This window comes from Streptomyces sp. WZ-12, assembly GCF_028898845.1.
Lineage (GTDB): Bacteria > Actinomycetota > Actinomycetes > Streptomycetales > Streptomycetaceae > Streptomyces.
In genome coordinates, this window is the sequence record NZ_CP118574.1 from 4,493,950 (window position 1) to 4,514,079 (window position 20,130).

17 protein-coding genes are annotated in these 20,130 nt (G+C 73.5%); 11 read left to right on the forward strand and 6 right to left on the reverse strand.

The features are described from left to right. Positions 1 to 165: 165 nt before the first annotated feature. Positions 166 to 705: a hypothetical protein gene (locus tag PV796_RS19320; protein ID WP_274914546.1), complete on the reverse strand. Its 540-nt coding sequence runs from the start codon at positions 703 to 705 to the stop codon at positions 166 to 168. A gap of 224 nt (positions 706 to 929) precedes the next feature. Next, complete coding sequence (locus PV796_RS19325; protein ID WP_274914547.1) at positions 930 to 1,640, reverse strand: bifunctional DNA primase/polymerase; 711 nt, start codon at positions 1,638 to 1,640, stop codon at positions 930 to 932. 734 nt (positions 1,641 to 2,374) lie between these two features. On the opposite strand from PV796_RS19325, the gene PV796_RS19330 reads away from it, so the two are divergent. Both PV796_RS19330 and PV796_RS19335 read left to right on the forward strand, forming a co-directional pair. Then, the gene (locus PV796_RS19330; protein WP_446750607.1) at positions 2,375 to 3,934 is read left to right on the forward strand and encodes a PP2C family protein-serine/threonine phosphatase; all 1,560 of its coding nucleotides are present in this window, start codon (positions 2,375 to 2,377) and stop codon (positions 3,932 to 3,934) included. Between the two features lie 155 nt (positions 3,935 to 4,089). Further along, positions 4,090 to 5,559: an aminopeptidase P family protein gene (locus PV796_RS19335; protein WP_274919126.1), complete on the forward strand. Its 1,470-nt coding sequence runs from the start codon at positions 4,090 to 4,092 to the stop codon at positions 5,557 to 5,559. 40 nt (positions 5,560 to 5,599) lie between these two features. On the opposite strand, the gene PV796_RS19340 is transcribed toward PV796_RS19335, so the two are convergent. From PV796_RS19340 to PV796_RS19350, 3 genes are all read right to left on the reverse strand, one after another. Then, a complete protein-coding gene (locus PV796_RS19340) occupies positions 5,600 to 6,283 on the reverse strand; it encodes a TetR/AcrR family transcriptional regulator (RefSeq protein ID WP_274914549.1) in 684 nt (227 codons plus the stop codon). Positions 6,284 to 6,580: 297 nt separating this feature from the next. Beyond that, on the reverse strand, positions 6,581 to 7,402 hold the full coding sequence (locus PV796_RS19345; RefSeq protein WP_274914550.1) for an SDR family oxidoreductase: 822 nt from the start codon (positions 7,400 to 7,402) through the stop codon (positions 6,581 to 6,583). Next, complete coding sequence (locus tag PV796_RS19350) at positions 7,399 to 9,060, reverse strand: FAD-binding dehydrogenase (RefSeq protein WP_274914551.1); 1,662 nt, start codon at positions 9,058 to 9,060, stop codon at positions 7,399 to 7,401. Before PV796_RS19350 ends, PV796_RS19345 begins: the two co-directional genes overlap by 4 nt. A 278-nt stretch (positions 9,061 to 9,338) precedes the next feature. On the opposite strand from PV796_RS19350, the gene PV796_RS19355 reads away from it, so the two are divergent. Both PV796_RS19355 and PV796_RS19360 read left to right on the forward strand, forming a co-directional pair. Next, positions 9,339 to 10,475, forward strand: coding sequence for an SPFH domain-containing protein (locus PV796_RS19355; RefSeq protein ID WP_274914552.1), 1,137 nt, complete (start codon positions 9,339 to 9,341; stop codon positions 10,473 to 10,475). Between the two features lie 23 nt (positions 10,476 to 10,498). Then, the gene (locus tag PV796_RS19360) at positions 10,499 to 11,809 is read left to right on the forward strand and encodes a hypothetical protein (protein ID WP_274914553.1); all 1,311 of its coding nucleotides are present in this window, start codon (positions 10,499 to 10,501) and stop codon (positions 11,807 to 11,809) included. A gap of 22 nt (positions 11,810 to 11,831) precedes the next feature. On the opposite strand, the gene PV796_RS19365 is transcribed toward PV796_RS19360, so the two are convergent. Further along, positions 11,832 to 12,320 carry an ATP-binding protein gene (locus tag PV796_RS19365; protein ID WP_274914554.1) on the reverse strand — a complete coding sequence of 163 codons (489 nt, stop codon included), beginning with the start codon at positions 12,318 to 12,320 and terminating at the stop codon, positions 11,832 to 11,834. Positions 12,321 to 12,589: 269 nt separating this feature from the next. Here PV796_RS19365 and PV796_RS19370 point away from each other — a divergent pair, with 269 nt between their 5' ends. The 7 genes from PV796_RS19370 (at position 12,590) to pheA (ending at position 20,056) form a co-directional block, all read left to right on the forward strand. After that, positions 12,590 to 13,420 carry a hypothetical protein gene (locus PV796_RS19370; protein WP_274914555.1) on the forward strand — a complete coding sequence of 277 codons (831 nt, stop codon included), beginning with the start codon at positions 12,590 to 12,592 and terminating at the stop codon, positions 13,418 to 13,420. A 144-nt stretch (positions 13,421 to 13,564) separates the two neighbouring features. After that, positions 13,565 to 14,338, forward strand: coding sequence for a YcnI family copper-binding membrane protein (locus PV796_RS19375; RefSeq protein WP_446750692.1), 774 nt, complete (start codon positions 13,565 to 13,567; stop codon positions 14,336 to 14,338). 134 nt (positions 14,339 to 14,472) lie between these two features. Then, a complete protein-coding gene (locus PV796_RS19380; protein ID WP_274914556.1) occupies positions 14,473 to 15,126 on the forward strand; it encodes an SCO family protein in 654 nt (217 codons plus the stop codon). Positions 15,127 to 15,170: 44 nt separating this feature from the next. Then, positions 15,171 to 15,602 (forward strand): copper chaperone PCu(A)C, encoded by a 432-nt coding sequence (locus PV796_RS19385; protein WP_274919129.1) that lies wholly within the window; start codon positions 15,171 to 15,173, stop codon positions 15,600 to 15,602. Between the two features lie 100 nt (positions 15,603 to 15,702). After that, positions 15,703 to 17,703: a copper resistance CopC/CopD family protein gene (locus tag PV796_RS19390; protein ID WP_274919130.1), complete on the forward strand. Its 2,001-nt coding sequence runs from the start codon at positions 15,703 to 15,705 to the stop codon at positions 17,701 to 17,703. Beyond that, positions 17,703 to 19,022 (forward strand): iron uptake transporter deferrochelatase/peroxidase subunit, encoded by a 1,320-nt coding sequence (gene efeB / locus PV796_RS19395; RefSeq protein ID WP_274914557.1) that lies wholly within the window; start codon positions 17,703 to 17,705, stop codon positions 19,020 to 19,022. The genes PV796_RS19390 and efeB overlap by 1 nt, the downstream gene beginning before the upstream one ends. A gap of 107 nt (positions 19,023 to 19,129) precedes the next feature. Further along, entirely contained in the window at positions 19,130 to 20,056 is a 927-nt protein-coding gene (pheA, locus tag PV796_RS19400) for a prephenate dehydratase (protein ID WP_274914558.1), read from the forward strand. Positions 20,057 to 20,130: the final 74 nt, after the last annotated feature.

Sequence of the window (20,130 nt, forward strand, 5' to 3'; positions counted from 1 at the left end):
AAATCCGCGTCCGGAATTCCACGATCGAATTTGCGAACCGCCGATCTCTTGTTACGGTTCTAAGAGCCCGGTCGCTGGTGCATCCCCCGTCGCCAGCGACCGGGCGCTTCCATGTCCGGCCGCGCCCCGCGCGGTCCCGGACCGCCGCCCGCCCAGGTCGGGCCCTCACCGCTGTGAACTCCCGCCGCCCGGCGTCCAGTTGGCGCCCGAGCGCAGCCGCAGCCGCTCCCCCGCCGCGTCGGAGAACTCCGCCACCGCCCCGTAGGGCCCGCGCGTCCCGCGCGCCGTCGGACCGCCGGGGGTCTCGCAGACGTCCGGCGCCCCGCCCGCCGGAACCACGCAATCCGCTTGACTGTTCCGGCCGTCCGGCCGCAGCAGCGTCAACGCGGCCCGCAGCGGTTCACCCGTGGAATTCCGGAACGAGGTGCGCGCCCAGGTGCGGCCGCCCTCGGTGAGGACGCAGGTCCGGGCCGTGAGCCCGTGCTGGGCGGGGAGTTCGGGCCCGCAGTGGGCGGTGCGGCCGCTCGTGAGGAGAGCGCCGACGAGGTCGGCGAGCGGCCCGGCGGGGGCGCCGGTGGCCTTGCGGGCGCCCGGCGGGCGGGCCCGGTCCGCCGGGCCCGCCGTCGCGGCGGCCAGGGGGACGGTGAGGGCGAGCACGGCGGTGCCGGCGAGCCCGGTCAGGCGGAGAATCCGCGCACGCTGCATGGGACCCACTTGCGAGAGGTACGACGGGGCGGGGAGGCGGGGGCAGTGCCGTCCGCGACCGGCGGACGGTGCGCCGAACCTATCGGCCCGCCGGAGTGGCACCGGATGCCCAACCCCGGGGATCCCACGGCCCCCAACGACCGCTCACACCCTTACGGGTGAACCGGAGAGGCGCGTTTTCCGGCCACCTCCCCGGCGCGACCGCCGTCGCACCGGAGGGGCCTTCAGTACGCGAGCCGGCTGCCGCCGTCGGGGGTGGCGGTGCTCGCCGTGACCAGCGCGTCGACGATCGTGGCGACCTTCGGCAACCGGGGCGCGACCCGGGTGGCCGCCGGCGGGCGCTCCCAACGGACCTTGCCGGCACCGGTCGGGGACGGCGGCAGCACCAGATAGCCGCCCTCGCCGTGGAACCGCAGCGAACTCGGCACCCGGTCCCGGGAGCTCAGCAGTTCGCCCAACTCCGGGAGCCCGTACGGCGATACGAGCAGCGACCAACGGGTCGGGGTCGCCACCACGGGGCCGGTGCGGACGCCGAAGTGGTCCAGCGCGGCCAGCGCGCGGGCCCCGGCGACCGCGGGCAGGCTCACCGCGCACGGGGCCCGGCCGCCGGTCGCCAGGACGATCGGCGCGTCCGGGCGGTTGGTCCACCACCACCGCACCATCTTCGGGTCGGTGGTGGCCGCCAACAGCCCCGGGTCGAAGGGGTGGGCGCCCGGCACCACGCAGTCGGGGTCGGGGCAATTGCAGCGGCGGGGTGCCCGCTCGCCTAGGCCGAGCCGCCCGCCCGCCTGCTGGCGGCCGGCGGGCCGCAGTCCGACGCCCGGGAGGACGGGCCACTGCCACTCGGTGGCGCAATGGAGCGCCGCACCGAGCAGCGCTGACCTCCCGCCGCGCCGGAACAGGGGCTTGCGTCGCCTTCCGAGGATCTCGCGCATGAGCGCTCGTTCCTTTCCGTTACGCCGAGGGCTGGTCCTTCGCACTGCACGTCGGTGAGCTGACACCGTTGGTGCATGCCGTTCGCAATTACCGTTGTGGTGCTCCGGGCCGGTACGAGCTGGTGCTTCGGGCCCGGTCATGCGGTTCGGCCGGCCGGCCGGGTTGTGCGACCCGTAGGTCGATGGCGCTCGATCACCACACGTGGCTCTCTGGTCACCGCGTGTACGAGGCAGCGCATCACGCCGTACACCGGGCGTGGAACGTGGCGGAGGGTGGCGCGCGCATGGCGCTTGCGCTTCCGGTGTGCCATCCCGCCACTGGTGGAGTGCGTCGCGGTGTCGCCGTATAGGACGCCGGTGCCCGCCGGAGAGTTCCGGTGCGGCCCCAACTGCCCCCGCACCTATCCGAGTAGGTACCCGCCACGGTGGATATGACGCGCTGCTGATCGCGGCCAGCAGACCGCAAATTGACGCCCGGGGGGCTGTTTTCAGGCCAATCTACAGACCTCGTTGACACCACAAACCCCATAGGGACAGTGCTGGACATCACATCGCCGGTGCGTGTACATGTGGAGGCATTGATAGCGGAGCAGCATGACATGGGGGTTTGCGATGCTATTGAGGAAATTGAGCGGGCGACAGTACCGCACAACATCACTCAAACAAACGCCGCACTCCCTGCCACATCGCGGCCTGACCTGGGGATTTGCCGGGCGCGACGTGGGTCGCCGGCCATGAGCGCCCCGCACGTTCCGAAAGTGGCTGGAATCGAACCAGCTCTCCCCTCTCCCACGCACACTGCCGATCCTCATGTGACGCCTGCCTCCGCCGGCGCCTCCGCTGACGGCCCGTCCGACGCCGACGCTCCCCAGGACGGCGCCCGCTCCGGCGCACCGGACGCCCCCGCCGCACCCTCCCCCGTGGAGCAGATCGCCGCCATCCAGGACCGGTTGGCCGGCTGGATCTCCGACCTCAGCACCCTCCACGACCTCACCGAACGGCTCGCCCGCACCCGGACGTTGGAGGACGCGCTGCGCGAACTCCTGCGGGCCGGCGCCTTCCTCGTCGGCGCCCGCCGCGGACTGGTCGTCCTCGACCCGCAGGACGGGCTCGGTCCGCGCACCACCGTGGGCCTCGGCCTCGGCCACGCCGAGATCGGTCACATCGAGACCGTGCCGCGCCGCGCCCTGTCGTTCGCGCGGATACTGGACGGCCTGCCCGAGCCCGGCGCGGCCGACGGTGCCGACCCCGAGGCCCGGACCGAGATCGCCGAACCGGACATCCCCGGGGAGCAGGACCTCGACCCCCGGCTCCGCGAGGTCGCCGCCCGCCTCGGCTACGCCGCCAGCTACGCCGTGCCGCTGACCGCCGACCCCATCGGCCGGATCGGCGCCGCGGTCTGGCTCTACGACGAGCCCGCCGAGCCCGGCGACCGCCGGCGCCACCTCGTCGGCCTCTACCGGGTGCACGCCTCCGAGCACCTCGCCCGGCTCCTCGAACTCCACCGCAGCCGACAGACCACCCGCACCCTGCAGACGGAGTTGCTGCCCAGCAGGCTGCCGCGGCTCCCCGGCGTCCGGCTCGCGGTGCGGCACGCCACCGGGCCGCGCGGCGGCGGCGATTGGTACGACGCGCTGGCGTTGCCGGACGGCGCGCTGGGGCTGGCGGTGGGCTCGGTCACCGGGTCCGGGCCGAGCGCGGTGGCCGCCATGGGGCGGCTGCGGGCCTCGCTGCGGGCCTACGCCGTGATGGAGGGCGAGGACCCGGTCGCGGTCCTCTCCGACCTGGAGCTGCTGATGCGGCTGACCGAGCCGGCCCGCAGCGCCACCGCGCTGTTCGCCTTCACCGAGCCGCCACCGGGGGCCGCGGGCGGGCCCGGTGTGCCCGCGCTGCCGGCGGGGCTCGACGGCCCGGCGCCGCGCAAGATGGTGCTGGCCGGGGCCGGTCACTGCCCGCCGCTGGTCCTCGGCGACCTGCGGGCGGAGTTCGTGGAGACCTCGCTCTCCGCGCCGCTCGGCATGCTGGCCTGCTGGGAGGCGCCCAGCGTGGAGATCGAACCGGCCCCCGGCGAGACCGTGCTGCTCTACAGCGACGGGCTGCTGCACCGCACCGGTGAGCCGATGGACCGGGCCTTCGCCCGTCTGCACTCCGCGGCCGCCGGCGTCCCCCGGGCGAGCCGGCACGACCCGGAGGCGGTGGTCGACCACATCGTCAAGACCGTGCTGCCGCAGGGTCTCAACGACCCCTCCGCGGAGGAGGACGTGGTTCTGCTCGCGGCGTATTTCGCCGAGTAGAGCGAGAAACCGCAGGTCATAGGGGCGGGCGCGGCGGCGCCCGCCCCTTGTGCGCGCGGCGCACGACAGCTCATGGCTTCCGGCCCCTGGACCGTTTTCCGCTCACACTTACGATGGAATCCGGTTCAGTCTTAAACGCCTTAAAAGGAGGCATGGTGACCGACGAGCTCACTCCGGAGACCCCGGACGAGGAAGAGCAGCCGATCAAGCAGCGCAAGAACGGCCTGTACCCGGGCGTCTCGGACGAGCTCGCGGAGAACATGAAGAGCGGCTGGGCCGACACCGAGCTGCACGACCTCGCGCCGATCGCGCAGGCCGGGCACGCCGCCGACCGCCGCGCCGCGCTCTCCGCGCGCTTCCCCGGCGAGCGCCTGGTGATCCCCGCGGGCCTGCTCAAGACCCGCGCCAACGACACCGAGTACGCCTTCCGCGCCGCGACCGAGTACGTCTACCTCACCGGCGACCAGACCGACGGCAGCGTCCTCGTCCTGGAGCCGCGCGCCGACGGCGCCGAGGGCCACGAGGAGACGCTCTACCGCCTGCCGCGCTCCAACCGCGAGAACGGCGAGTTCTGGCTCAACGGCATGGGCGAGCTGTGGGTCGGCCGCCGGCACAGCCTCGACGAGGCCGCGGCGCTGCTCGGCATCGCCTGCAAGGACGTCCGCGAGCTGCCCGAGCAGCTCAGGGAGGCCACCGGCCCGGTCCGGGTGGTCCGCGGGTACGACGCCCCGCTGGAGCAGGCGCTGCACGACAAGGTCACCGCGGAGCGGGACGAAGAGCTGCGGGTGTACCTCTCCGAGGCCCGGCTGGTGAAGGACGCGTTCGAGATCGGCGAGCTCCAGAAGGCCGTGGACGCAACCGCGCGCGGCTTCGCGGACGTCGTCAAGGTCCTGGACAAGGCCGAGGCGACCAGCGAGCGCTACATCGAGGGCACCTTCTTCCTGCGCGCCCGGGTCGAGGGCAACGACGTCGGCTACGGCTCCATCTGCGCCGCCGGGCCGCACGCCACCACCCTGCACTGGGTCCGCAACGACGGCGCGGTCCGCTCCGGCGAGCTGCTGCTGCTGGACGCGGGCGTGGAGACCATCACCCTCTACACCGCGGACGTCACCCGCACCCTGCCGATCAACGGCCGCTACACCGACCTCCAGCGCAAGATCTACGACGCGGTCTACGAGGCCCAGGAGGCCGGCATCGCGGCGGTGAAGCCGGGCGCCTCCTTCCGCGACTTCCACGACGCGGCCCAGCGGGTGCTCGCCGAGAAGCTGGTGGAGTGGGGCCTGGTGGAGGGCCCGGTCGAGCGGGTCCTGGAGCTGGGCCTCCAGCGCCGCTGGACCCTGCACGGCACCGGCCACATGCTCGGCCTGGACGTCCACGACTGCGCCGCGGCCCGCACCGAGAGCTACGTCAACGGCACGCTGGAGCCCGGCATGGTGCTGACCGTCGAGCCCGGCCTGTACTTCCAGGCGGACGACCTGACCGTGCCCGAGGAGTACCGCGGCATCGGCATCCGGATCGAGGACGACATCCTGGTGACCGAGGACGGCAACCGCAATCTGTCGACGGCGCTGCCGCGCCGGTCGGACGAGGTCGAGGCGTGGATGGCGGACCTGCTCGGCAAGTGAGCCCCGCGCGCGACCAACACGGCGCGCCGGGGCGGGCGGCTCAGACCGTCCGCCCCGGCGCGCCGTCGTCGTTGTCGCTCAAGTCCCCTTCGCCGGTGGCGCCTTCGCCGCCCCCGGCGGTGGCGTACGCGCCCGCGCGGGCCGCGGCCCAGACGGCGGTGGCGGTCGACTCGGCGAGGGCCGGATCCACCGCGCCGCGGGCGATCAGGATCCGGTAGTAGAAGGGCGCGCCGAGCGCCGCCATCACCGCCTTGGGGTCGGTGTCCGCGGGCAGTTCGCCGCGCTCGACGCCGCGCCGGACCATCGCCCCGGCCAGCCCCAGCCGTTCGTCGAAGAAGCTCCGCAGCGCCTCCGCCGCCTGGGGGTCGCGGGCCGCCGCGGCGACCATCGCCTCGATCAGGCAACGGGTCCGGACCGCCCCGTAGAACCGCCCTATCGCGTGGGCCAGCGCCCGCAGATCGCCTTGGAGGCCGCCGGTGTCCGGCAGCGGCACCTCGTGGCTCACCTCGACCAGCAGCTCGCAGACCAGCTTGTCCACGCTGCGCCAGCGTCGGTAGAGCGTCGCGAGGTGGACCCCGGAGCGCTGGGCCAACCGCTCCATGGTGAGCCGGGCGAAGCCGCCCTCGGCCAACTCCTCGGAGACGGCGGCCAGTACGGCGCGGCGGGTGCGGGCCGTACGCCCCCCGGGGCGGCTCTCGCCCGGGGCCTGATGCGCGGTCGTCACGGCGGCTCCGTTGCGGGTCGTAGTACGGATTGCAGTGCGGGTTCTGGCCAAGTATTGTCCAACACGGACTAACGCGAGCAACTTCGCGTTAATCCTGGTGCCGCGCTGGTCTCGCCGGGACAGGGGACACCGCGGGGGAGGTCCTCCTCCCGCGAGACCGCGCAGGCCGCCTCTCCGCAGCGGCGAATTCCCGTCATTTTCCCGGGACTTGTGCGTGTCCCGACTTGCTCGTTCCCGGTTTCCCGCCCCCGGAGTCGCCCGGTCCGGCCCGGCCCGACGGCGGGCGGGGCGGCGCGCTCAGCGCAGCCCGTGCCGGCGGGCCACCATCCGTTCCACCGCCGCATCGGGCAGCAGCCGCCGCAGCAGGAAGACCGCGGGGGCGTTGCTGCCGACCGCGTAGTGCGGCCGGGGGCGGGGCGCCTCGATCGCCTTGAGGACGGTGGCGGCGACGCGCTCCGGGGCGGTGCCGCGCGCCTCGTTGGCGTCGAGGGCGGCCCGCATCGTGCGGTAGCCGTCCGCGAACGGCGAGCCGTCGGCGAGGTAGTCGGTGCGCCGGGCGCTGATGCCGGTGGCGATCGAGCCCGGTTCGACGGTGGTCAACGCCACGCCGTGGGGCGCCAGTTCGCGCCGGGCGGCGTCCGCGAAGCCCTTGAGCGCGGCCTTGGAGGCGACGTAGGAGGAGCGGTAGGCGAGCGGGAAGCTGGCCAGCATGGAGCCGACCATCACCACCCGGCCGTGGCCGCGCTCCCGCATTCCGGGCAGCAGGAGTTGGGTGAGGCGGACGGCGCCGAGGACGTTGAGCTGGAACAGGCGGCGGACGGCGGCCATCGGGAGCTCCTCGAAGGGGCCGCTCTGGCTCTCGCCGGCGTTGTTGACCAGCACGTCGACCGGGCCCGCGGCGGCCGCGCACGCCTCGATGGACGCCTCGTCGGCGAGGTCGAGCGGGAGGTAGTGGACGCCGGGCAGCGGCGCCGCGACGGCCCCCGGGTCGCGGCTGGTCCCCAGGACGCGGTGGCCGCGGGCGACCAGCGCCGCCGCCACCGCGGCGCCGATGCCGGAGGACGCCCCGGTCACCAGCGCGGTGCGCCCGCCCCCGTCGCCGGCCGCGCGGCCGCTCACGCCAGCCTCCGGGCCAGCGCCCGGCCCGCCGCCCGGCCCGAGAAGATGCAGCCGCCCAGGAAGGTGCCCTCCAGCGCGTTGTAGCCGTGCACCCCGCCGCCGCCGAAGCCGGCCACCTCACCGGCCGCGTAGAGCCCGTCGAAGGGCGCCCCGTCCGGCCGGACCACCTGCGACTCCAAGGTGGTCTCCAACCCGCCCAGCGTCTTACGGGTCAGCACGTGCAGCCGGACCGCGATCAACGGGCCGTGCGCCGGGTCGAGCAGCCGGTGCGGTTTGGCGACCCGGGTGAGCTTGTCCGGCCAGTACTCCCGCGCGTTGCGCACCGCCATCAACTGGAGGTCCTTGGAGTAGGGGTGGGCCACCGCCCGGTCCCGGGCCAGCACCTCCCGCTCGACCTGCGCGTAATCCAGGGGAGTTGACGGCTCCAGGGCGTTCATCCCGGCGACCAGTTCGCGCAGGGTGCGCCGGACGACGAAGTCCTCCCCGCGATCCAGGAACGCCTGGATCGGGCCGGGCGCACCCTTCTTCACCCGCGCCAGGGCGAGTTTGAGGTCCTTGCCCGTGATGTCCGGGTTCTGCTCGGAGCCGGAGAGCGCGAACTCCTTCTCCACGATGGAGCGGGTGAGCAGGAACCAGGTGTGGTCGTGGCCGGTGTGCACGATGTGGCGCAGGGTGCCGAGGGTGTCGTGGCCGGGGAAGAGCGGCGCGGGCAGCCGCCGTCCGGTGGCGTCCAGCCACAGCGAGGACGGGCCGGGGATGATCCGGATCGCGTGGTCGGGCCAGATCGGGTCCCAGTTCTTGATGCCCTCCGTGTAGTGCCACATCCGGTCGCGGTTGACCAGCGAGCCGCCGGCCCGTTCGGCGATCTGGAGCATCCGCCCGTCCACGTAGGCGGGCACGCCGGTGATCATCGACGTGGGGGCCGGGCCCACCCGGTCAACCGGCCAGTTCTTGCGCACCAGTTCGTGGTTGCCGCCGATGCCGCCGGAGGTCACCACCACCGCCTGCGCGCGGAGCGTGAACTCGCCCTCGGCCTCGCGCGAGGAGGCCACGCCGCGCGGCAGGTCCGACGGCACCAGCGTGGTGCCGCGCACCCCGACCGCCGCCCCGTCCTCCACGATCAACTCGTCGACCCGGTGCCGGTGTCGGAACTGCACCAGCCCGCGCTCGGCCGCGGCCCGCACCGGCTCGGCGAAGACCCGGACGACCTCGGGGCCGGTGCCCCAAGTGAGGTGGAAGCGGGGCACGGAGTTGCCGTGCCCACGCGCGGCGCCGGCGCCGCGCTCGGCCCAGCCGACGGTGGGGGTCAGCCGCAGCCCCAGGTCGTGGAGGTAGCGGCGCTTCTCACCGGCGGCGAAGTCCACGTACGCCTGCGCCCACTGCCGCGGCCAGTGGTCCTCCCGCTCGCGGTCGAAGCCGGCCGAGTCCAGCCAGTCGGACAGCGCCAGTTCGGGCGAGTCCTTGATGCCGGCCCGCCGCTGCTCGGGGCTGTCCACCAGGAACAGCCCGCCCAGCGACCAGAACGCCTGGCCACCGAGGTTGGCCCCGCTCTCCTGGTCGACGACGATCACCCGCCGTCCCGCGCGGGTGAGTTCGTGGGTGGCGACCAGTCCGGCCAGTCCGGCCCCGACGACGATGACGTCGGCGTCCTCACTCATGAGAGCTCCTCTGCGGTTCCGCGGCGGCCGCCCGCGCACCGGCCGACAGCCTTGTCGCGTCCATGTCCGTATCAAACCGATACGGGAACGTATCCGATGTGCCGGTGCCGCAACAAGGACCGTCCGGGCACCGGCCACCAGGAGCCGCCACCCCCCGTTCCCAGGCCCGGCTTCTACTATGAGCGGGACATCTGAGCGGACGGACTCCGTCCCCGTCGCCGCCGGCAACGGCCCGGCCGGGGCGGGCGGAGCGAACTGGGGGACCTGTCGTGGGCTTCATGGACCGCGTACGCGGCGAATTCATCGACATCATCGAGTGGACCGACGACAGTCGGGACACGATCGTCTGGCGCTTCCCGCGCTACGAGAACGAGATCAAGATGGGCGCCAAGCTCATCGTGCGCGAGTCGCAGGCCGCCGTCTTCGTCAACCAGGGCCGGATCGCCGACGTCTTCGCACCGGGCATGTACGAGCTCCAGACGGGGAACCTGCCGATCCTGGCGACCCTCCAGGGCTGGAAGTACGGCTTCCACTCGCCGTTCAAGGCAGAGGTCTACTTCGTCACCACCCGGCAGTTCACGGACCTGAAGTGGGGCACCCAGAACCCGGTCACGGTCCGGGACCCGGAGTTCGGCATGGTGCGGCTGCGGGCCTTCGGCGGCTACGCGGCGCGGGTCTCCGACCCCGCCAAGCTGATCACCGAACTCGCCGGCACCGACCCGCAGTTCCGCACCGAGGAGGTCGAGGAGTTCCTCCGGCAGCTGATCGTGGGGCGGCTGGGCACGCTCCTGGCCAGCTCGGGCATCCCGATGCTCGACCTCTCCGCGCGCCAGGGCGAACTCGGCGACCGGCTGGCCAAGGCGCTGACCGACGAACTGGCCACCACGCACGGCCTGTCCATCCCGAAGTTCATCATCGAGAACATCTCGCTGCCGCCCGAGGTCGAGCAGGCCATCGACGCCCGCAGCCGGATGGGCATCATCGGGAACGTCGACAACTACGCGCGCCTCCAGGCCGCGGACGCGATCCGGGACGCGGCGAACAACCCCGGCGGCGCCGGCGAGGGCATCGGCCTGGGGCTCGGCATGGCCGCCGGCCAGCAGATGGCGCAGGCGTTCGCGCCCCAGCAGCACCAGCCGCAGGGCCAGCAGCCGCCGGCCGCACCGACCCCCGGTGGCGCGGCCGTTCCGCCGCCGCTGCCCGGTCAGCAGCACCAGTGGTACGTGGCCGTGGACGGGCAGCAGCAAGGCCCCTACGACCACGCGACGTTCACCGGGCACATCGGCTCGGGCGCGATCCGGCCGGGCATGCTCGCCTGGCGGGAGGGCATGGCCTCATGGCAGCCGGTGGAGAACGTGCCGGAGCTCGCCCAGCACTTCCGCGCCACCCCGCCCCCGCTGCCGCCGCAGGCGTGACCACCGCCAGGAGGCCGTGACCCATGAGCTATCAGCCCTACCAGCCACAGCAGCCACAGCAGCCGTACCCACCCCAACCGCCGTACCAGCAGCAGCAACAGCCGCCGCAGCCGTACCAACAGCCCTACCCGCAGCAGGCACCGCAGCAGCCGTACCCGCCGCAGGCTCCCCAACCGCCGTACCAGCAACAGCCGTACCAACAACAGCCCCCGCAGCCCTACCAACAGCAGCCGCCGCCGCAACAACAGCCGTACCAGCAACCGCCCGCGCCGCCCCAGCCCCAGCAGCCCGACGGGCAGCAGCAGCCGCGGACCTACGCCTGCCCGAGCTGCGGCTCCACCACCGAGTACGCCCCCGGCACCAGCGCCCTGCGCTGCCCCAACTGCCGCTTCGAGCAGCCCATCGCCCCCGTCAACCGCGAGGTGCGGGAGCACGCCTGGGAGGAGCTGGCGGGCCTGCCGCCCAAGCCGCTGGAGCCCGGCGGGCAGGCCCTGAAGTGCCCCGGCTGCGGCGCGGTCAACGAGACCACCGCGCTCTCCGGCCGCTGCCAGTTCTGCTCCACGCCCCTGGTCGCGTCGGCCGCCGGCGACCGCATCGCGCCCGAGGGCCTGGTGCCGTTCCGGGTGGCGAAGCGGGAGGTGCACGACAACCTGCGCACGTGGGCCCGCTCCCGCTGGTTCGCGCCGAACAACCTCAAGAAGGTCAGCGCGGCCGAGACCCTGCACGGCACCTACGTGCCGCACTGGACGTACGACGCCGAGACCTCCTCCACGTACCGCGGCCAGCGCGGCGAGGAGTACACCGTCGGCAGCGGGGACACCAAGGAGACCAAGGTCCGCTGGTACCGCGTCAACGGCTCGGTCCAGCGCGTCTTCGACGACGTCCTCGTCCCCGGCGTCGGGAACATCCCGGCCGAGCGCCTCCAGGCCCTGGAACCCTGGCCGCTCAAGCAGGCGGTGGCGTACCAGGAGGAGTACCTGGCGGGCTTTCGGACCCTGCGGTACGAGGTGGAGCCGGAGGCCGGTTTCCAGACCGCCCAGCAGAAGATGGCCGAGGTCATCGAGAAGGACGTCAAGCGGGACATCGGCGGCGACCGGCAGCGGGTGCACGAGATCAACACCGACTACGCGGCGGTGACCTACAAGCTCCTGATGCTGCCCGTGTGGTTCGCCTCGTACGTCTACAACGGCAAGCAGTGGCAGGTCATGGTCAACGCCGAGACCGGTGAGGTGACCGGCGACCGTCCCTACAGCCCCTGGAAGATCGCCTTCGCGGTCATCATCCTGGCCATCGTGGTCGCGACCCTCGTGCTCGTCTTCAACCGCCACCACTGACGAGCGGGGCGAGGGCCTCCGCTCAGGACGCCATCGGAAGCGGCGCGCCCTCGCGCCACTTGAGGATCTTGTCGAAGCTGACCACCGCACCGCGCCGGCCGGTGCGGTTGCGGTACTGGACGTGGTCGGTGAGCGCCTCGATCAAAAAGAGCCCCCGGCCGTCCTCGGCGTATCCGGGGGCCTGCGCGGGGGTGGGGACGGGGGCCGGCGTCGGCAACGACGACCGGTCCGCGGCGGTATGCGGCGGGGCGGGGCGGCGGAAGCCGGGGCCGGAGTCGGTGACCTCGATGCGGCAGGTGTCGCCGTCGAGATAGGCGGTGACGCGGTAGTCGTCGGTGGCGTCACCGCCGTGCTCGACGGCGTTGGCACAGGCTTCGGAGAGGGCGACCGAGAGGTCGTAACAGATGTCGGGGTCGACGCCGGCGGTCTCCATCGCACCCAGCAGCAGGCGTCGGGCGAGCGGCACGCTCGCGGGCTCACGCCGCAGATGGAGGGACCACCAGATGCTCATCGCTCCTGCCTCCTGGCCACGGCTCGACATACCGATACGTATTGCCTCGCCGCAAGGTCCGTAAGCCTCTCGGGAACGTGATACCGCTCATTCGGCGGATGCGGAAAGTGAGCGCACGGGTGTAGGCGGGGTGCCGGGTGCGCGCCACCGCGCGCCCGGCCAGGGATCCCGGACGCCCCTGGCGGGCGCCCCCGTGAAGCCCTCGCGCGAGACACGGCGAAACCCTGCCGTAGGCCACGCATCGGGTCAGTGGGATGATGGCGCCCGCCATGAGTGCCCCTGCCGTCCCCACAGCGCGCGCGGCCGCCGATCTGCGGCTGCTACGGGCCGCGGTGTTCACCGCGGTCTGTGTGACGCTGTCCGCGGCCGGGCACATGGCCGCCTCGTTGGCCGCCGTTCCGCTGTGGACGCTGGGGCTCGCCGCGGTCGCGGTGTTCGCGGTGGCGGCCCCGTTGGCCGGCCGGGAGCGCTCGCTGCCGGGGATCGCGGCCGCGCTGGCGCTCGGACAGATGGCGCTGCACTCGCTGTTCGCACTGGGCCAGCACCCGGCGTCGGCCTCCTCCGGGCAGGCCGCCGGCCTCTCCGACGAGGCGGCGGTGGCGCTGGCCCGGCACCTGACGTGCGGGCTGGGCGGCGTCGACCTCGACAGCGGCGGGGCGCGCCAACTGCTCGGCCCCGGCGGGCTGGCGATGGCCAAGGAGACCGGGCTGGCCGGGGCCGGTGGGCACGCGACGAGCGGTGCCGGCGTCCCGATGATGGCGCACTGCCTGGCGCCGTCGGTCCCCATGGTGCTCGGGCACCTGCTCGCCGCGCTCGGCCTCGGCTGGCTGCTGCGGCGGGGCGAGGCCGCGCTGTGGCGGCTGGTGCGGCTGTCCGCCCCGACGGCGCACGAGGTCGCGGCGCGGGCGCTGATCGGCGTGGTGCGCCGGTCGCTCGCGCTGGTCCACGTCCTGCTCGCGGCCCTCGGCGCGGCGCGGGAGCAGGGGCGGCGCGCCCCCTCGGCCTACGAGGACGCGCCCGTGCCGCGGGATCCTGCGCTGCACCACAGCGTCGTACGGCGCGGGCCGCCGGCCAACGGTCACCTGGCCCTCGCGGCCTGACGCCCCGCACCCCACGCTCCCGGAGGACTCCCGGGAATCGACGCGTGCGCGCGGGCGTTGCCGTCGCGCGCCGGGCCGGGCCCCGCCCACCCGTCATCCGTCGTTTTCCCTCTCCTCATGGAGCGTTTCATGGAGCGTTTCAGCATGACCAAGAAGTCCGGTATGTCAGCGTTTTCGGGCAGCGCGGCGCCGGCTTCGGCGTCCTCGGCGCGGCGGCTGGCCCGCCGGCTGCCCGTCGTCGGCGGGATCGCGGCCGGCAGCGTGCTGCTGTTGGCCGGTCCGGCCTTCGCGCACGTCACCGTGCAGCCCGGCACCGCCCCCAAGGGCGGCTTCGCCACCGTCGACATCAAGGTGCCCAACGAGCGCGACAACGCCTCGACCGTGAAGGTCGAGGTCGCCCTGCCGACCGACCACCCGCTGGCCTCCGTCATGCCGCAGCCGGTGCCGGGCTGGACGGTCGAGGTCACCAAGTCCAAGCTGCCCAAGCCGGTCGAGATGGAGGGCGAGAAGATCAACGAGGCGCCCTCGAAGATCACTTGGACCGCGGACGGCAAGGGCATCGAGCCCGGCCAGTTCCAGCAGTTCCCGCTCTCCGTGGGCCAACTGCCGACCGACGCCGACCAGATCGCCTTCAAGGCCCTCCAGACGTACTCCGACAAGGAGGTCGTGCGCTGGATCGAGCCGACCAAGCCGGGCGGCCCGGAACCGGAGAACCCGGCTCCGGTGCTCAAGCTCACCGCGGCCGACGCCCAGGACGGCGACCAGGCTGACGGCAAGAACGGCACCAAGGGCAACACCGCGGCCGCCCCGACGTCCACCAGCGACACCACGGCCCGCGTGCTGGCCGTCGGCGGGATCGTCGTGGGCATCGTCGGCGTCGCCTTCGGCGTGCTCGCCGGCCGGCGCCGCAACGCCTGACCCGCACGCCGCGCACCGCGGCCGGACCGGCGCCCCCGCGCCGGTCCGGCACCCTTCGGCACGAACACCCCGATACGAGAAGACTCTTGACACGAACCGGCCCCAAGCAACCGATACAACGGGACATATCCGTCATGCGTAGAAGAAAACTGCTGGTGTCCGCGCTCGGCGCGGCCGCCGCCCTCGGTCTCACCCTGACCGCCTGCGGCAACGGCGACGCCGACAAGCCCGCCGCCGACGTCTCCGGGGGGACGGCCGCCAAGCCGATCGTCACCCTCGACAGCCCGATGGAGAAGCCGGACCTCACCCTCACCGACTCCGAGGGCGCGTCCTACGACCTGCTGGAGAAGACCAAGGGCCACCCGACCCTGATCTACTTCGGCTACACCAACTGCCCGGACGTCTGCCCGACGACGATGGCCAACATCGCGGTGGCCGTGAAGCAGTTGCCGCAGGCCGAGCGGAACGACCTGCGGGTGGTCTTCGTGACCTCCGACCCCGAGCGGGACACCCCGGCCCAGCTCAAGAAGTGGCTCGGCGGCATCAACAAGGACTTCATCGGGCTCACCGGCCCGTTCAACAAGATCCAACAGGCCGCCCGCAGCGTGAACATCGGCATCGAGGCGCCGGTCAAGAAGAAGAACGGCGACGTGGTCTCCACCCACGGCGCCCAGGTCCTGCTCAGCTCGCCCAAGGACGACAAGATCCACTGGATGGGCATGCAGGAAGCCACCGCCGACAACTACACCACCGCACTTCCTCAGATCATTAAGGGACAGAACCCGTGACCCGCCGCACCACCCCCCTCGCCCCCGTCAGCCGCCGGATAGCCATGGCCTCCGCGCTCGTCCTCACCACCGGCCTCGCCCTCGCGGGCTGCGGCGGCAAGGACAGCGCCCCGAGGCTCTCGGTCAGCGGCGCGTACATGCCGCAGCCGGTCACCGACCAGATGGCCGGCGCCTACTTCGTGGTCAAGAACGACGGCGGCACCGCCGACAAACTGACCTCGGTCACCAGCGACCTGTCCAAGGACATCAGCCTCCACACGACCGACGGCAACAAGATGGAGCACGTCAACTCCCTGCCGGTGCCGGCCAACGGGGAGCTCAAGCTCAGCTCCGGCGGCAACCACGTGATGTTCATGGGCCTGACGCACAAGCCCACCGCCGGTCAGAAGGTCACCATCGAACTGCACTTCGCCACCGCCTCCCCGGTGAAGGTCGAGGTGCCGGTGAAGCCGGCCGACTACCGACCGGGGAAGTGACGGCCGCGGCACCGCCGCGGACGCCGTGACGCAGCGGGCCGGACGGCGGCCCCAGTGAAGGAGACGGACACTCATGCCAACGGGAAGGGGAGCGCGCACCATGGCCCTCACCGGCTTCCGACCGCGGCGGCTGCTGGTCGTCGTGGCGACGCTGTTCTGCGCACTGGTCGCGGGCGTCGCCCCGGCCAGCGCGCACGCCGCGCTGACCGGCAGCGACCCCGCGCCGGGAGCGGTGGTGGCACACGCCCCCGAGCAGGTCGCGCTCACCTTCTCCGAGGGCGTGGCGATGGGCAACGACTCGCTGCGCGTGCTGAATCCGCAGGGCAAGCGGGTGGACCGCGGCAAGCTGCGCGACCTGTGCAGCGGCAGCACCGTCAAGTACGGGGCCGGGCTGCCGCCGGGGCTGCCCAACGGGACGTACACCGTCGCCTGGCAGGCGATCTCGGCGGACAGCCACCCGGTCTCCGGCGCCTTCACCTTCTCCATCGGGGCGCCGTCCAAGACCGCCGCCGCCGTTCCCCAAGAGCAGGTCGGCGGCGGCCTGGTGGGCGCGCTCTACCAGGTCGGCCGCTACCTCTCCTACGCCGGTTTCGTGCTGCTGGTCGGCGGCTCGGCGTTCGTGCTGGCCTGCCGGCCGGCCGCCTCCCGGGTGCGGTCGGTGCAGCGGCTGGTCGCCTGGGGGTGGGCGCTGCTGACCGGCGCCACGCTGGCGCTGCTGTTGCTGCGCGCCCCGTACACCGGGTCCGGGAAGCTGGCCGACGTCCTCGATCTCGGCGGCCTCCAGGGGGCGCTGCTGACCAAGCCGGGCGCGGCGCTGCTCTGCCGGCTGCTGCTGCTCGCCGCGGCGGCGCTGTTCGTGGCGGTGCTCTTCGGCGCGTACGCCAAGGCGCACGCGCCGGCCGCCGACGGGCCGGAGCGGCCCAACGGCTCCGACGGGCCCGCCGGTTCCGATGACTCCGGCGGCGCCGAGGACGGCGCCGAGCGGCGCGCGGACCTGACCTTGGGGCTCGGCATCGGCGGGGCGGTGGTCGCCGTCGGCCTCGCCACCACCTGGGCGATCGCCGAGCACGCCTCGACCGGGCTCCAGCCCTTCGTGGCGATGCCCGTCGACGTGCTGCACCTGCTCGCGGTCGCCGCCTGGCTCGGCGGGCTGGCGGCCCTGCTGGTGTCCCTCTACTGGGGCCCGGCGATCGAGCGGGCCGCCGTCCGCCGGTTCTCCCGGCTCGCCTTCGGCTCCGTCCTGGCGCTGGTCGCCACCGGCATCTACCAGTCCTGGCGGCAGGTCGGCACCTGGCGCGCGCTGGTCGACACCTCCTACGGGCAGTTGCTACTGGTCAAGGTGGGGTTGGTGGTGGTCATGGTGGCCGTCGCGGGGCTGTCCCGACGGTGGACGGGGCGCCTGGCGGACACGGCCGGGCAGACCGACCCGGCGCAGGCGGCGGACTCCGCGGAACCGGCGCCCGAGCCCGCCACCGTCCCCGCCGGCGGCGCCGCTTCCGGAGACTCCGACGGCGCCGCCCTCGACCCGGTGCGCGCCGCCCAACTGGCCCGCCAACGGGACGCGTTGGCCACCGCCCGCAAGAAGCGGGTCCGGGACGCCGACCCGGTGCGGCACGGGCTGCGCCGCTCCGTCCTGGCCGAGGCCACCATCGCGGTGCTACTGCTCGGGGTGACCACCGCCCTGACCACCACCGAGCCGGCCCGCACCGAGGAGGCCGTGCAGGCCGCCCGGGCCGGGCAGTCCCCCGACGCCAACCAACCGCGGGTGCTGACCGTCCCGTTCGACACCGGCGGCCCGGGCGGCAAGGGCACCGCCCGCCTCGACCTCGACCCCGGGCACAGCGGCGGCGGCAACGAGCTGCGGCTGCGGATCGCCGACCCGTCGGGGAAGGTCCGGGACGTGCCCGAGGTGAAGGTCTCCTTCACGCTCGCCGCCAAGAAGCTGGGGCCGCTCCCGGTCGCGCTCCGGCACAGCGGGACCGGCCACTGGACCGCCAGCGGCGTCCAACTCCCGGTCCCCGGGCGGTGGGAGCTCTCGCTGCTCGTCCGGACCTCCGACATCGACCAGGTGACCGAGACCAGAAACGTGACAATCAACTGATGAGCAAGCAGCAGGACGTCAAGGACACCCCGCAGGACGACGCCCGCACCCCTGACGGGCCATCCTCCGCGGACGGCGCCACCGTGGAGCTGTCCCGCCGCCGCCTCCTGGGGACCGTCGGCGCGGCCGGCGCGACCGGGCTGGTCCTCGGCGGGGCCGGCGGCGCCCTCGGCGTCTCGGCCGCGCGGGCCGCGGGCGATGCCCCGCAGGCGCTGACCACGATCGGGGCGACCGCGGTGCCGTTCCGGGCCTCGGGCGCCAGGCAGCAGGCGGGCATCACCACTCCGCTCCAGGCCCGCGGCCATCTCGTCGCCTTCGACCTGGCGCCCGGCGCCGGCCGCAAGGAGGCCGCCGCGCTGCTGCGCCGCTGGACGCGCACCGCGCAGGAGTTGATGGCCGGGCGCACCCCGGCCGCCGACACCGATGTGGCGCTGGACGCCGGCCCGTCCTCGCTGACCGTCACCTTCGGCCTGGGCCACAGTTTCTTCGACCGGACCGGCCTGACCGGGCGCCGCCCGGTCCAACTCGACCCGCTGCCGAACTTCTCCGCCGACGCCCTCGACCCCAAGCGCAGCGACGGCGACCTGTGGGTCCAGATCGGCGCCGACGACGCGCTGGTCGCCTTCCACGCGCTGCGCGCGCTCCAGAAGGAGGCGGCGGACACCGCCCGGCTCCGGTGGCAGATGAACGGCTTCAACCGCACCCCGGGCGCCACCGCGCACCCGATGACCGCCCGCAACCTCATGGGCCAGATCGACGGCACCAACAACCCCAAGCCGTCCCAACCGGACTTCGACCGGCGGATCTTCGTCGGCGCGGAGACCCAACAGGAGTGGATGCGTGGCGGTTCGTACGCGGTGGTGCGCCGCATCCGGATGCTGCTGGACGACTGGGAGAAGCGCTCCCGCACCGAGCAGGAGCGGGTCATAGGCCGGCGCAAGGACAACGGCGCCCCGCTGACCGGCGGCACCGAGACCACCCCGATGAAGCTGGACGCCACCGGCTCCGACGGGCTGCCGGTGATCCCCGCCAACGCGCACGCCCGGATCGCCGCCCCCGAGGCCAACCAGGGCTCGGCGATGCTGCGCCGCCCGTTCTCCTTCCACGACGGCTTCCGCGACGACGGCGCCCCGGACGCCGGGCTGCTCTTCGTCTGCTGGCAGGCCGACCCGCTGCGCGCCTTCACCCAGATCCAGCGGAAGCTGGACCGCGGCGACGCGCTCTCGCCGTTCCTGCGGCACGAGGCCAGCGGCCTGTACGCGGTGCCGCCGGCCCCGCCGGAGGGCGACTACGTGGCCCAGTCGCTGCTGGAGGGCTGACCGCTTCGTGGGACGCGTCCGCCGGCCCCCCGTCGGCTCGGTATCGTGACAGGACAGGGCGGAAGACGGCGGGGCGCTCCCGCAGGCACATGAGGGAGTCCACTTCCATGTCGGCCAGTCGCTATACCTATCTCGGTCCCGCGGGCACCTTCACGGAGGCGGCGCTGCGCACCCTCCCCGAGGCGGCGACCCGGGAACTGGTGCCGATGGTGTCGGTCCCGGCCGCGCTGGACGCGGTGCGCGCCGGCGAGGCCGCCGCCGCGCTGGTGCCGATCGAGAACTCCGTCGAGGGCGGGGTGACCACCACCCTCGACGAACTGGCCTCCGGCGAACCGCTGATGATCTACCGCGAGGTGCTGCTGCCGATCGCCTTCGCCCTCCTGGTGCGCCCGGGCACCGAGCTGACCGACGTGAAGACGGTGACCGGGCACCCGGTCGCCCAGCCCCAGGTCCGCCGGTGGCTGGCGGCCCAACTCCCGGACGCGGTCTGGGAGTCGGCGGCCTCCAACGCCGACGGCGCGCGGCTGGTGCAGGAGGGCCGCTACGACGGCGCGTTCGCCGGCGAGTTCGCGGCCGCGACGTACGGGCTGACGCCGCTGGTCACCGACATCCACGACGCGCAGAACGCCGCCACCCGCTTCGTCCTGGTCGGCCGCCCGGCCCGGCCCGCGGCGCCCACCGGCGCGGACAAGACCTCAGTCGTGCTGTGGCTGGCCTCCGACCACCCCGGTGCGCTGCTGGAGCTGCTCCAGGAGTACGCGGTCCGCGGCGTGAACATGATGCGGATCGAGTCCCGGCCGACCGGCGAGGGCATCGGCCGCTACTGCTTCTCGGTCGACTGCGAGGGGCACGTCACCGACCGCCGGGTGGGCGAGGTGCTGATGGGCCTCAAGCGGGTCTGCCGCGAGGTGCGGTTCCTCGGCTCGTACCCGCGGGCCGACGAGGTGAGCGCGAGCGTCCGGCCGCAGGTGACCGACGCCGCGTTCACCGAGGCGTCGGACTGGCTGACGCGCTGCCTGGACGGCCGGGGCTGAGCCGGTCCGCCCCCTACCGCCCGCGTTACGGGCTGTGACCTGCGCCTTCGGTGGGACCGGAGGCGCCGTTCCGA